Raw genomic sequence first — 12,293 nt, 5'->3', positions numbered from 1 at the left:
ATCCGGCTAGTCTGCCCCCGAACAACAGGCGAGCCCGAGAGACCGGCATGACACAGCCCCTCCCCCCCAGAACCACGCGGCGCTGCGCCGCTTTGCTGCTGACCGTCGCGGCCTTGGCGGGTTGCGAGACGGCAGCACCGGCCACCCCCCGCCCTGAGCCGGGGGTGCTAGAGGCCACCCGCCACGGCCCCGCAGGCGCGCCGGAAGGGAGCTGCTGGGGCCGCACGGTCAGCCCTGCGGTGATCGAGACGGTGACCGAACAGGTCGAAGTGACCCCGGCAAAGATGAACCCCGATGGCAGCATCGCCAAACCGCCCGTCTACAAGACCGAGACCCGGCAAGAGATCGTGCGCGCACGGGTCGACAATTGGTTCGAAACCCCCTGCCCCGATGTGCTGACGCCCGAGTTCAACAGCAGCCTGCAACGGGCGCTAGAGGCGCGCGGGTTCTACGCGGGACCGATCACCGGTGAGATGGACAGGGCAACTCGGGCAGCCGTTCGCCGCTATCAGGCCCAAGAGGGGCCGAATAGCGAGGTCTTGTCGCTGACCACCGCCCGGGCGCTCGGGCTGGTCGCGGTGCCCCGGCAAGGCGGCTGACCGCCAACGAAAAAGGGCGCCCGCAGGCGCCCTCTCCAAACCGTTCCGGCAGATCACTCCGCCAATGACAGCGCCACGAAGCGCGGGTCGCCACCCCGGCGCACCAGCAGCAGCAGAGAGCGGCGGCCCGCCTCTTTCGCCGCGGCGATCCGGGCTTCGAGATCAGCAATGCTCGACACCTGCTCCTGCCCCGCTTCGGTGATGATATCGCCCATGCGCAGGCCCTTCTCGAAGGCCTCCGATGTTTGATCCACATCTGTCACGGCAAGGCCGGTCATATCGTCATCGGCCCCGAGTTCCGCGCGCAGGTCGTCCGTCAGCGGCATCAGGGTCAGGCCCATCAGCATGGTCGACTGCGGCTCGGCCTCGGCCCCCTCATCAGCATTATCGTCCATACCGGCGGGAACTGCGCCATCGGCCTCTTCGCGGCGGCCCAGCACGACCTTGATGGTCTGGGTCTTGCCGTCACGCAGCACGGTCACGCGCACCGTCGCGCCCACGGGGCTGTTGCCCACCTGACGGACGAGACCACGGGTATCGACCACTTCGACACCGTCGAAGGATTTGATCACGTCGCCGGTTTTCAGCCCCGCTTCACGCGCAGGCCCCTCGGGCACATCGGTGATCAGGGCGCCGACGGCTTTCTTGAGGCCCATGGCGTCGGCCACGTCATCGGTCACGTCCTGAATGCGCACGCCCAGCCAGCCGCGGCGGGTCTCGCCGTATTCCTGCAGTTGGTCGATCACGCGGGTGACGACATTCGACGCCATCGAAAAGCCGATGCCGATGGAGCCGCCGTTGGGCGACAGGATCGCGGTGTTCACGCCGATCACCTCGCCATCCATGTTGAACAGCGGACCGCCGGAATTGCCGCGGTTGATCGCGGCGTCGGTCTGAATGTAATCGTCATAGGTGCCCGACAGTGCCCGGTTGCGCGCTGACACGATCCCAGCCGAGACCGAAAAGCCCTGCCCGAGCGGGTTGCCCATGGCAATCACCCAGTCACCCACCCGCGCGGCGTTGCTGTCACCGAAAGAGACGAAGGGCAACGGCGCCTCCGCTTCGACCTTCAAAAGCGCGATGTCGGTCTTGGGGTCGGTGCCGATGACCTCGGCGACCAATTCCTCGCCCGAGAAGAATTCGATGGTGATCTCATCCGCGCTTTCGATGACGTGATTGTTGGTCACCACATAGCCGTCTTCGGAAATCACAAAACCCGAGCCGAGGGCCGAGGAACGGCGGGGCCGGTTGCCCTCACCATTGTTGCGGTCCTGAAACTCACGAAAGAAGTCTTCGAAGGGCGAGCCTTCGGGCACGATGCCCTGCGGCCCGGTGCGGCCCTCAACCGTGGTGGAGGTGGTGATATTGACCACCGAAGGGCTGATTTTCTCGGCCAGCGGGGCGAGGCTTTCGGGTTTGGCCAGCGCCATGCTGGCTTGCAGGATCAGGAGGGTCAGCGCCATCACCCCCATTGCCATCGCTCGCATCCATTGGGTGTGTTGTGCTGTTGTGGACAGGGAAACCGCCTTGGCCTGCATTCATCGTCTCCTGATTGTTCCTGTTGTTGCCAACGTGGGCAGAGTGCATTCCGAAAGGACGCGCTGCAACAGCAAAGATGGGGCCGATCACGCGCATTTCAACGGGTGGGAGTGTGACGATTTGCGACCCCGGCCTGCGAGGTCGTGGGCAAAACGGACGCCGTTTCACCCCGCCCGCGCGGTGTCAAAACCCCAGTTGAAAGGCGAGCCAAACCAAGATCAACCCGGCCACCACCGCCAGCGCGCAAAGCTGGCGCAACACGGCCTCTGGGATGCGGCGAAGCATTTCGAGCATCTGTTCCAAAAACGAAGGGGCCAGTGCGTACACTAGCCCCTCGAAAATTAGAACCGACCCTAGAGCCAGTAGAACCAGCGTCATTCTTCCAGCGCCGCTGGCAGATCTGTCTCAGCCTCCGGTGCGGCGGGGGCTGGCGTGGCGGGGGCCGCAGGGGCGGCCTCCTCCTGCGTATCCTCTGCGGCGGCGGCGTTATCTGCCTCCGGCGACGGCTCAGCCGCGGGCGCATCGGCGGCAGGGGTCTGCGGCGGTGCAACCGCATCGACCGAGGTCGTGGCGCTGCGGTCCGACCGCAGGTAGTTAAAGAACTCACTGTCAGGCGACATCACCATGGTGGAGTTCTGCCCCTGCAACGCCTGTTCATAGGCACTGAGCGAGCGGTAGAATTCAAAGAATTCCTGATCCTTGCCATAGGCCTGCGCAAAGATGTTGTTCCGCTGCGCATCCGCCTCACCTTCGATGATCCGCGCGTCACGACGGGCCTCCGAGAGGATCTCTTCGTAGGTACGATCAGCAAGGGCGATGACACGCTGCGCGGCTTCGCGGCCACGGGCGCGTTCGTCGGTCGCTTCACGCTCACGCTCGGCGATCATCCGTTGCAGGGTCGCGTCAAAGTTCTGCTCGGGCAGGTTTGTCTGACGCAGACGCACATCCACCACCTTGAGGCCAAGCGCCTGCGCGCGTGCATCGGCGCGGACACGGATCTGCTCCATCAGGTCGGCCCGTTCGGGCGACAGGATGGTGTTTGAGGTCACGCCCTGCGAGCCGAGCACGGCACGGATTTGGCTTTCCATGATGCCGCCCATCTCGCTTTCGGCCTGACGTTCGCCGCCCGCACCCAAAGCTTGCCGGTACTGCACCATATCGTCGATGCGGTAGAGCACAAAGGCGTCGATCTCAAGGCGCCGGTCATCGGCGGGGGTGACTTCGATCACCGGGGTTTCCAGCGACAGAATGCGGTCTTCGTAGCGCACCACCTCATCCAAAAGCGGGACTTTGAACCCAATGCCCGGCTCGTTGCGGACCTGTTTGATCTGGCCAAAACGCAGCACCAGCGCCTTCTCGCGCTCGTCCACCACAAAGACAGCCGACAGGATGCCCACGATGGCGATCACCACGATGGGGATGATAAGACTTGTTTTCCGCATCAGTTCGACCCTCCACCGCGCCGCAATTCATTGAGTGGCAGATAGGGAACGACGCCCTGCCCACCTTGGCCGCTGCCGTTTTCGAGGATGACCTTATCCACGTCGCCCAGCACCTTTTCCATGGTCTCAAGATACAGACGTTTGCGCGTCACATCGGGGGCGTTGCGGTATTCTTCCAACACGGCTTCAAAGCGGCTGGCCTCACCCACAGCGTCGTTCACGACGCGGGCGCGGTAACCTTCGGCGGCTTCCAGAAGCTGCGCGGATTCACCGCGTGCTTCAGCGGTACGGCGGTTGGCATAGGCGTCGGCCTGACGCTCCACCCGGTCACGCTCCTGCTCGGCGGCTTGCACGTCGCGGAAGGCATCGACGACCGACTGCGTGGTGGTGTTGCCATTGGCATCGGTGACCTGCACGGTCTGGCTGGGCGGGTCGACCTTGTTCACGTTGACACGCAGCACGTTGATGCCGGTATTGCGGTTGTCGAGGGTGTTTTGGATCAACTCCTTCACCCGATCCGCCACCGCGCCACGATCCCGGTTGAGGATCGGCGCCAGTTCGGATTGCGCGATGACTTCACGCATGGCGGATTCCGAGATCGCCCTTACCGAAGCTTCGGGATCGCGCAGCGAAAATTTGAAGTCGCGCGCGTTCTTGATGTTCCAGACCACTTGGAAGTCGATGTCGACGATGTTCTCGTCCGTGGTCAGCATCAAGCCTTCGTTGCCGCCGCCGCCGCGCCGCACGCCCAACTCCTCGGTGCGGTTGGTGGTGACGTCGAATACCTCTGCCGTGACCAGCGGCCATGGGGCAAAGTTCAGACCCTCGGTGCCGATGCCGGAAAATTCACCCAAGAACAGTTCGATCGACTGCTGTTCGGGCCGCACGGTGTAGAAGCTGGCAAAGCCCCAAAGCGCCACACCCGCCAAAAGCGCGATGCCAAGGGTCGAACGTGTCACGCCCGGCCCACCAGTGCCGCGACCGCCGCCGCCGGTGCCATTGCCCCGGTCGCCACCACGCCCCCCCATCAAGACGCGCAGCTGCTCTTGCCCCTTGCGCACCAGATCGTCGATCTCGGGCATCTGGGGGCGGTCACCGCCCTGCCCGCGTGGACCCTGCGGCCCGTCGTTGCGACCCCCGTTGCCCCGGTCTCCGCCGTTGCCCCGGTTGCCGCCTCCGCCGCCCCCCCAGGGGCCTTGCGAATTTCCTGCCATTGATATGTTCCCCTCTGGGCCGCCCATGCGGCCTATCGTTCCAAAAATTGTACGCTTTCGCGTGATATTCAAGCCGTGCGGGTCGGATTACGCATCGTCACCAGTTCTTCGGACATGGTCGGGTGCACCGCGCATGTGGCGTCGAACTGCTCTTTCGTGGCGCCCATCTTGACCGCGATGCCGACCATCTGGATCAATTCGCCCGCGTTGGGTGCGACGATATGACAGCCCAGCACCACCCGCGTCTCGGCGCAGACGATCAGCTTCATCAGCACCCGGTCAGCCTTGCCCGCAAAAGCGCCCTGCATCGGTTTGAAAGAGGTCGCATAGACCTCAATCGGCCCCGCCTCCCGCGCGGCCTCCTCGCTCAGCCCCACCGTGCCCATCTCGGGCTGGGTAAAGATCGCCGAAGGCACGAGATCATGATCTACCGGCGTCGGGTTGCCGCCAAAGACGGTTTCGACAAAGGCCATGCCTTCGCGGATCGCCACGGGGGTGAGGTTGATGCGGTTGGTCACGTCGCCGATGGCATAGACGGAAGGCACCGCCGTCTGGCTGTATTCATCCACCTCGATCTCACCGCTGCGGCCCAGTTTCACGCCCAGGTCATCCAGCCCCATGTCATCGCTGTTGGGGCGACGGCCCGTGGCAAAGAGCACTTGGTCGAACATCTTTTCGGTGCCGTTGGTCGGCTTGACCTTCATCGGGCCGCTGCCGTCTTCGTGGCTGGGCGTCATCTCCAGAATGTTGGTGCCAAGATGCAGGTCGATCCCCTTTTCCTGCATCATCTCGGCCACCATGCCGCGGGCTTCGTCGTCAAAGCCGCGCAGGATCTGCGCGCCGCGGTAATATTGCGTCACCTCGACACCCAAGCCGTTGAGGATACAGGCAAATTCACAGGCGATATAGCCGCCGCCGATGATCAGGATCGACTTGGGCAACTTCTCCAGATGGAACAGATCGTCAGAGACCAGCCCCAGTTCCGCATTCTCGATCTCGGGGCGCACGGGGCGGCCGCCGCTGGCAATGAGGATGTGTTTCGCGGTCTTCTCGGTGCCGTCGGACAGGGCCACGGTATGGGGGTCCTTGATCCGTGCGCGCGCGTCGAATGTGTCAACGCCGGAGTTCTTCAGAAGCTTGCGATAGACACCTTCGAGGCGGTCCAGCTCGGTGTTCAGACGGCCTTTGAAGTCATGCCAGTCAAACGGCCCGGCCTTGAGATCCCAGCCAAAGCATTTCGCCTCATCCACCACATCGGCATAGCCCGAGGCAAAGACCATCAGCTTTTTGGGCACGCAGCCCCGGATCACGCAGGTGCCGCCATAACGGTCTTCCTCGGCCAGACCGACCTTGGCGTCATGTTCGCCCGCCGCGACACGCGCCGCGCGCACACCGCCCGAGCCGCCACCGATGACAAACAGGTCGTAGTCGAATTCATTCTTGGCCATTTGGCGCCTCTCTTAGTCGTTTTGAGTCTTGCGCGGGATCGCGCATATTTCGGTGTTGCGCGGGGTCGCGCGTGTCTCGCTTTGTGGGCGTTAATCGCTCAGGTCGGAAAACAGGTTGTCGGTCTCGACGAATTCCAAACGGTCGGTCGCCACGGTGCCTTCATTTATGTCGCGCACCTCTACCCTGCCATCCCCGTAGCCGATCACAACCGCGTCACAGATATCTATGAACAGGCCGTTTTCCACCACGCCGGGCATCTGGTTCAGCACCAGCGCCAATTGCCGTGCGTTGCCGATGCGCCCCAGCCGCAGGTCTAGGATATAGTTCCCCTCGTCGGTGATAAAAGGCACCTCGCCATTCATCCGCAGGGTCGAGCTTTGGCCCAGCACATCCATCGAGATCAGCGTCTCTTCGACCAGCGCCTGCGTGGTCTGCCAGCCAAAGGGAATCACCTCAATCGGCAGGGGGAATGCACCCAGATGATGCACCTCCTTGCCGATATCGGCGATCACCACCATCTGGTCGCTGGCCGTCGCCACGATCTTTTCTTGCAGTAGGGCCCCGCCGCCGCCCTTGATGAGGTTCAGGTCGCCATCGAATTCATCCGCCCCGTCAATCGTCAGGTCGAGCCATTTCGCCTCATCGAGAGAGATCACCTCGATCCCTACATCCCGCGCCAGTTGCGCGGTGCGCGAGGAGGTCGGCACGCCTTTGATCCGCAGCCCATCGTCGCGCACCATCTCACCCAGACAGCGCACCAGCCACGCCGCCGTCGATCCGGTGCCAAGCCCCACGCGCATCCCGTCTTCCACGAATTCGCACGCCCGTTTCGCGGCCACGAATTTGGCCTTGTCGATCGGTGATAGGTCTCCGGACATCGGGTGCTCCCTCTCAGGCGTTTGCCGCGTTATAGGGCGAATTGGCATAGGGTGCGAGGGGCAAGTCGGCGGTTTTTGGCGGTGCCGCACGCCGACAGGACGGGCAGAGCGCACGCCCTGTCGCTTTCGGCGCGCCACGGGGCGGCGGGAAATGGTTGGATCGGGCCTAGGTCGCTTGCAATGCGCCAGAGGTCTGGGCGATACCCGTCCCACCGCGCCCGCCACCCGCAACCATAAAAGGGTCCGCCACCTGATGTTTCTTTCGGTCTTCGACATGTTCAAAGTGGGCATCGGCCCCTCGTCTTCGCATACCATGGGGCCGATGGTGGCGGCGGGGCGTTTTCTTGACCAGATGCGCGCATCGCCCTTCCAATTCGCCGGGCTGCGCGCCTCGCTGCACGGCAGCCTCGCCTTTACCGGCGTCGGCCATGCGACCGACCGCGCCACGATCCTCGGCCTCGCCGGGTTCACGCCCGAGGACTATGACGCCGATGCCGCCGAGAAGGTGTTGGAAGAGATCAAACAGACCCGCCGCATCAGCGTCGATGGACTGCCCGAACTGCGTTTCGACCCTGAGCGCGACATGATCTTTGACTACGACACCAAGCTTGCAGGCCATGCCAACGGCATGATGCTGATGGCCACCGACGCCCAAGGCGACGTTGCCTTGCGCGAAACCTATTATTCCATCGGCGGCGGCTTCGTGATGACTGAAAAGGAACTCGCCGCAGGCAAAGACACGGATGAAGGCGCGCCGGTGCCCTTCCCCTTTAAGTCTGCCGCCGAAATGCTTGAGATGTCGGCCAAATCCGGCAAGACCATCGCGGGTATGAAACGCGCCAACGAAGAGGCGCGTGGCGGGGCCGAGAACCTGCGCGCGGGCAGCAAACGGCTTTGGCAGGTGATGCGCGATTGTATCGACCGGGGGCTGACCTCCGAAGGCACCCTGCCCGGCGGCTTGCAGGTGAAACGCCGCGCCAAGGGCATCTACGACGCGCTGATGGCGGAGCGCGGACAGAACCAATCCGCCCCGCATACGATCAACGATTGGATGAGCGTCTATGCCATGGCTGTGAACGAGGAGAACGCCGCTGGCGGGCAGGTCGTGACCGCGCCGACCAACGGGGCCGCAGGTGTGATGCCCGCCACCCTGCGCTATTACCTCGACCATGTCCCCGGCGCGTCTGAGGCGCATATCGAAGACTTCCTGCTCACCGCCGCCGCGATTGGCGGGCTGGTGAAATACAACGCCTCGATCTCAGGCGCCGAGGCGGGCTGTCAGGCCGAAGTCGGCAGCGCCGCCGCCATGTCCGCCGCCGGGCTATGCGCTGTGATGGGCGGCACCCCGCAGCAGATCGAAAACGCCGCCGAAATCGCGCTGGAGCATCACCTCGGCATGACCTGCGACCCCGTCAAAGGGCTGGTGCAGGTGCCTTGTATCGAGCGCAACGGCTTGGGCGCGATCAAGGCGGTCTCGGCGGCCTCTCTGGCGCTGCGCGGCGACGGCACGCATCTTGTGCCGCTCGATGCCTGTATTGAGACCATGCGCCAGACCGGCGCGGACATGAGCGAGAAATACAAGGAAACTTCCCTCGGCGGGTTGGCGGTGAATGTGCCGAACTGCTGAAGCTGCGCAAATTTGCACAGGCCCCGTTCGCCGGGGCCAATTGTTGAGGTGACCGCCGCCCCCTATCTTCTGAGCAACTGCAAAGGAGAGCATCATGTCCCTCAGACCCACATTGGAAACCCGCCGCGCCACGCCCACGATGGAAGGCGCCGGGGTGAAACTGCACCGCGCTTTCGGCTTCCACGACCCGTCGGAGCTTGACCCCTTTCTGCTGTTCGACGACTTCCGCAACGAGCATCCGCGCGACTTCGAGAAGGGCTTCCCTTGGCACCCGCACCGCGGGATCGAGACGATCACCTATGTGCTCGAAGGCACCGTGGCCCATGCGGATTCGCTCGGCAATACCGGTGATTTGAACGCGGGCGACGTGCAGTGGATGACCGCCGGATCGGGCATTCTGCACCAAGAAATGCCGCGCGGGAACGACAAGGGGCAGATGCACGGTTTCCAGCTTTGGGGCAACCTGCCCTCGGCCCAGAAGATGACCGCGCCGCGCTATCAGGATATGAAATCCGCCGATATCCCGGTGGTGACCGATGACGACGGCACAAGGGTCAAGATCATCACGGGCGAGTTCTGGGGCAAACGCGGCCCCGTCGATGGCATCGCCGCCGATCCGCAGTATCTGGATATCTTCGTGCCTGCGGGCGTGAAAAAGACCTTTCGGATCGACACCTACCGCAGGGCCTTTGCCTATGTTTTCCAAGGTGCGGGCGCTTTCGCCGATGCCTCCGCCCCATCGGGCGTGCTGCTTGAGAAAGAGGTCGCCGGCGAGGAGGTCAACATCCGCGACATGTCCGGGGACCGCACGCTCATCCGCTTTGGCACCGGGGATGAGGTCACGGTGCAGGCCGGTGAGGAAGGGGTGCGTTTCCTGCTGATCTCGGGCGCGCCGATTGAAGAGCCGGTGGCGTGGCACGGGCCGATCGTGATGAACACCCGCGCCGAGATACAGCAGGCGATGCGGGATCTGAACAACGGGACCTTCATCCGCCCCGCCCATTGACCCAAAGGGCCGTGGCCGCTTAGGCGGTCACGGCCTTGCGCACCATATCCCAATACTGCGCCACGACCTCGTCCAGCGAAAGCCGTCCGCCCGCGCGGTACCATGTGTTCACACCCGTCAGCATCGCGATGATCGCCAGCGTCACGATCTTGGTATCGGCAACGGCGAAATCGCCGTTGGCGACCCCAGAACGAAGGATCGCTTCCAACCGGTCTTCGTAGTCGCGACGCAAACGCTCAATCACGGCGAAATTCTCCTCCGTCAGATTGCGCAATTCCATATAGGCGATGAAAACCTCATCAGGCCGATCCGCGTGAAAGCGGATGTGGAAGGCCACGAAGTCCTGCAACTGCTGCACGGCGGATCGGTCTGCACTGTTGGGCGTTTCGGCCAACAGGTCGGTCATATGCGCCTGCATCAGGTCAAACAGCAGGCTTTGTTTATCGGGCGTGTAGTTATAGAGCGCCCCGGCCTGCACGCCGACTTCGGCGGCGATGGCACGCATTGATACGGCGGCATAGCCACCCCGTGCGAAAAGCCGCAGCGCGGCTGCGCGGACACGCGGGCCGGTGATATCGGAGTGGGAGCCTGTGGTTCTTGCCATGGCGTCAATTTAATGAACAAGCGTTCAAAAGCAAACCCCGCTTGCGCGAAGATCGCCACTGGGGCAGAACGAGGCATGACCCAAGCGCGCCCGCCCCGCCCCCTCTCGACCATCGCCCTGTTTCTGGGCGTCTCGCTGCTGGCGGGCTGCACGCAGTTTCCCGAACTCGACCGCACCATCACGCCCGCGTTGGAGGCCGCGCCCTACCCCGATCTGGTCCCGATCGACCCGCTTTTGGCCAAAGCCACCGCCGGGCGGATCGACCCGGCGCGGACCGAAGCGGCGCTCACGGGGCGTGCGGCCAATCTCGAAGCCCGCGCGGCGCGCGTCAGCCGCACAAGCGCCCAATCCGCCAGTGCCGCGCGGGTGGCGCGGCTCAGGGCGCGCGCCGCCGAGCTACGGCGCGCCCGCCAAGCCGCCGAGGACAGCGAAAGCGCTGAATAAACGGGCATCCCCGTGATGCGTATGCGCGTTGCACGCAGGCGCCGAACCCGCTACATCGCGGCTATGCCCGGCCCCGCCTGCCGGGCCTTTCGGATCAGACCAGAAGGACCACCGCCATGTCTAAGCCGCTTCGCCTCGGGATTGCCGGATTGGGAACCGTGGGCGTGGGTGTGCTGCGCATTCTGCGCCAGCAGGCCGCCCTGTTAGAGGCCCGCACCGGCTGCGCGATGACGGTCTCGGCGGTTTCGGCCCGCACGCGGAACAAGGATCGCGGGCTGTCGCTGTCTTCCTATGATTGGGAGGATGACCCCGTCAAATTGGCCACCCGCGACGACGTGGATGTTTTCGTCGAGCTCATGGGCGGCGCGGACGGCCCCGCCAAGGCCGCGACCGAAGCCGCGCTGGCGGCGGGCAAACATGTGGTCACCGCCAACAAGGCAATGCTGGCGATGCACGGCCAAGCGCTGGCCGAACAGGCCGAGGGCGCGGGCGTGGCCCTGCGCTATGAGGCGGCTGTGGCGGGCGGCATCCCGGTCATTAAGACGCTGATGGAGGGGCTCGCCGGGAATGAGATCACCCGGATCATGGGGGTGATGAACGGCTCGTGCAATTACATCCTCACACGGATGGAGGACTCGGGCAAAACCTATCAAGAGATTTTCGCCGAGGCCGATGGGCTGGGCTATCTCGAAGCCGATCCGCAATTGGACGTGGGCGGCATCGACGCGGCGCATAAGCTGGCGATCCTGTCCTCCATCGCCTTTGGCACCAAGATCGACTTTGACGGCATCCAGCTTGAGGGGATCGAGCGGGTCGCCATCGAAGACATCCGCGCCGCCGCCGACATGGGCTACAAGATCAAACTGCTGGGCGTGACCCAGAAAACCGGCCGCGGGCTGGAGCAGCGGATGATGCCCTGCCTCGTGCCGCAGACCTCGCCTTTGGGGCAGCTTGATGGCGGCACCAATATGGTGGTGATCGAAGGCGATGCCGTGGGCCAGATCGTGTTGCGCGGTGCCGGTGCGGGCGAAGGGCCAACGGCCAGCGCCGTGATGGCCGATGTCTGCGACATCGCGCGCGGGCTGCGCGGGCCGGTCTTTGGCCAGCCTGCCGAGACGCTTGAGCGAACCACCCCCGCCAGCAGCCAGCGCCCTGCCCCCTACTACCTGCGCATGGCGCTGGTCGACAAACCCGGTGCGCTGGCGAAAATCGCCACGGTGCTGGGCGAAGCGGGTGTGAGCATCTACCGGATGCGCCAGTATGAACATGCGGATGTCTCGGCCCCCGTGTTGATCGTGACCCACAAGACCAGCCGCGACGCGCTGCTGGAGGCGCTGGCGAATATGGACAAGACGGGCGTGCTGGCCGGTGAACCGGTAGCGCTCAGGATCGAAGAGGTCTGAGAATTTAGGCTGAGGGCCATCGCCTGCCCGCGGGCGGGCGATGGCCCTCAGCCTAAATTCTCAGACCTCTTCGATCCTGCTGTCTCTT

12 protein-coding genes are annotated in these 12,293 nt (G+C 64.0%); 5 read left to right on the top strand and 7 right to left on the bottom strand.

The genetic code is table 11. The features are described 5' to 3' along the window. Nucleotides 1-47 precede the first annotated feature (47 nt). Complete coding sequence (locus tag J7392_RS12690; RefSeq protein WP_209217872.1) at nt 48-599, top strand: peptidoglycan-binding domain-containing protein; 552 nt, start codon at nt 48-50, stop codon at nt 597-599. Between the two features lie 53 nt (nt 600-652). Here J7392_RS12690 and J7392_RS12685 read toward each other — a convergent pair whose 3' ends face one another. From J7392_RS12685 to rpiA, 6 genes are all read right to left on the bottom strand, one after another. Then, nucleotides 653-2,137 (bottom strand): Do family serine endopeptidase, encoded by a 1,485-nt coding sequence (locus J7392_RS12685; protein WP_209217871.1) that lies wholly within the window; start codon nt 2,135-2,137, stop codon nt 653-655. Nucleotides 2,138-2,321: 184 nt separating this feature from the next. Then, complete coding sequence (locus tag J7392_RS12680) at nt 2,322-2,516, bottom strand: DUF2065 domain-containing protein (protein WP_209217870.1); 195 nt, start codon at nt 2,514-2,516, stop codon at nt 2,322-2,324. After that, the gene (locus tag J7392_RS12675; RefSeq protein WP_209217869.1) at nt 2,513-3,580 is read right to left on the bottom strand and encodes a protease modulator HflC; all 1,068 of its coding nucleotides are present in this window, start codon (nt 3,578-3,580) and stop codon (nt 2,513-2,515) included. The genes J7392_RS12680 and J7392_RS12675 overlap by 4 nt, the downstream gene beginning before the upstream one ends. Continuing rightward, nucleotides 3,580-4,794 (bottom strand): FtsH protease activity modulator HflK, encoded by a 1,215-nt coding sequence (gene hflK / locus J7392_RS12670; RefSeq protein WP_209217868.1) that lies wholly within the window; start codon nt 4,792-4,794, stop codon nt 3,580-3,582. Before hflK ends, J7392_RS12675 begins: the two co-directional genes overlap by 1 nt. Nucleotides 4,795-4,862: 68 nt before the next feature. Then, nucleotides 4,863-6,242 (bottom strand): glutathione-disulfide reductase, encoded by a 1,380-nt coding sequence (gorA, locus tag J7392_RS12665; protein WP_209217867.1) that lies wholly within the window; start codon nt 6,240-6,242, stop codon nt 4,863-4,865. A 90-nt stretch (nt 6,243-6,332) separates the two neighbouring features. Then, nucleotides 6,333-7,121, bottom strand: coding sequence for a ribose-5-phosphate isomerase RpiA (gene rpiA, locus J7392_RS12660; protein WP_067266197.1), 789 nt, complete (start codon nt 7,119-7,121; stop codon nt 6,333-6,335). A 253-nt stretch (nt 7,122-7,374) separates the two neighbouring features. Between rpiA and J7392_RS12655 the strand changes: the two genes are divergently transcribed. After that, entirely contained in the window at nt 7,375-8,748 is a 1,374-nt protein-coding gene (locus tag J7392_RS12655) for an L-serine ammonia-lyase (protein ID WP_209217866.1), read from the top strand. 94 nt (nt 8,749-8,842) lie between these two features. Continuing rightward, on the top strand, nt 8,843-9,754 hold the full coding sequence (locus tag J7392_RS12650; RefSeq protein WP_209217865.1) for a pirin family protein: 912 nt from the start codon (nt 8,843-8,845) through the stop codon (nt 9,752-9,754). A gap of 19 nt (nt 9,755-9,773) precedes the next feature. Here the strand turns inward: J7392_RS12650 and J7392_RS12645 are convergent, their stop codons facing one another. Further along, the gene (locus tag J7392_RS12645) at nt 9,774-10,358 is read right to left on the bottom strand and encodes a TetR/AcrR family transcriptional regulator (RefSeq protein ID WP_209217864.1); all 585 of its coding nucleotides are present in this window, start codon (nt 10,356-10,358) and stop codon (nt 9,774-9,776) included. 12 nt (nt 10,359-10,370) lie between these two features. On the opposite strand from J7392_RS12645, the gene J7392_RS12640 reads away from it, so the two are divergent. Together J7392_RS12640 and J7392_RS12635 are read left to right on the top strand one after the other, a co-directional pair. After that, nucleotides 10,371-10,802, top strand: coding sequence for a hypothetical protein (locus tag J7392_RS12640; protein WP_209217863.1), 432 nt, complete (start codon nt 10,371-10,373; stop codon nt 10,800-10,802). A 116-nt stretch (nt 10,803-10,918) separates the two neighbouring features. Next, the gene (locus tag J7392_RS12635; RefSeq protein ID WP_209217862.1) at nt 10,919-12,205 is read left to right on the top strand and encodes a homoserine dehydrogenase; all 1,287 of its coding nucleotides are present in this window, start codon (nt 10,919-10,921) and stop codon (nt 12,203-12,205) included. The last annotated feature ends 88 nt before the right edge of the window (nt 12,206-12,293 follow it).

The sequence above is a fragment of the Sulfitobacter sp. R18_1 genome (assembly GCF_017743915.1).
GTDB classification, from domain to species: Bacteria; Pseudomonadota; Alphaproteobacteria; order Rhodobacterales; family Rhodobacteraceae; genus Sulfitobacter; species Sulfitobacter faviae.
This window is presented reverse-complemented; position numbering and strand designations above follow the sequence as displayed.

Excerpts from the sequence above, each read along its gene's own strand:
- J7392_RS12680 (WP_209217870.1), bottom strand. The coding sequence starts at position 2,516 with ATGACGCTGGTTCTACTGGCTCTAGGGTCGGTTCTAATTTTCGAGGGG.
- J7392_RS12650 (WP_209217865.1), top strand. The coding sequence starts at position 8,843 with ATGTCCCTCAGACCCACATTGGAAACCCGCCGCGCCACGCCCACGATG.
- gorA (WP_209217867.1), bottom strand. The coding sequence starts at position 6,242 with ATGGCCAAGAATGAATTCGACTACGACCTGTTTGTCATCGGTGGCGGC.
- J7392_RS12655 (WP_209217866.1), top strand. The coding sequence starts at position 7,375 with ATGTTTCTTTCGGTCTTCGACATGTTCAAAGTGGGCATCGGCCCCTCG.
- hflK (WP_209217868.1), bottom strand. The coding sequence starts at position 4,794 with ATGGCAGGAAATTCGCAAGGCCCCTGGGGGGGCGGCGGAGGCGGCAAC.
- J7392_RS12635 (WP_209217862.1), top strand. The coding sequence starts at position 10,919 with ATGTCTAAGCCGCTTCGCCTCGGGATTGCCGGATTGGGAACCGTGGGC.
- J7392_RS12675 (WP_209217869.1), bottom strand. The coding sequence starts at position 3,580 with ATGCGGAAAACAAGTCTTATCATCCCCATCGTGGTGATCGCCATCGTG.
- rpiA (WP_067266197.1), bottom strand. The coding sequence starts at position 7,121 with ATGTCCGGAGACCTATCACCGATCGACAAGGCCAAATTCGTGGCCGCG.
- J7392_RS12645 (WP_209217864.1), bottom strand. The coding sequence starts at position 10,358 with ATGGCAAGAACCACAGGCTCCCACTCCGATATCACCGGCCCGCGTGTC.
- J7392_RS12640 (WP_209217863.1), top strand. The coding sequence starts at position 10,371 with ATGAACAAGCGTTCAAAAGCAAACCCCGCTTGCGCGAAGATCGCCACT.
- J7392_RS12685 (WP_209217871.1), bottom strand. The coding sequence starts at position 2,137 with ATGCAGGCCAAGGCGGTTTCCCTGTCCACAACAGCACAACACACCCAA.
- J7392_RS12690 (WP_209217872.1), top strand. The coding sequence starts at position 48 with ATGACACAGCCCCTCCCCCCCAGAACCACGCGGCGCTGCGCCGCTTTG.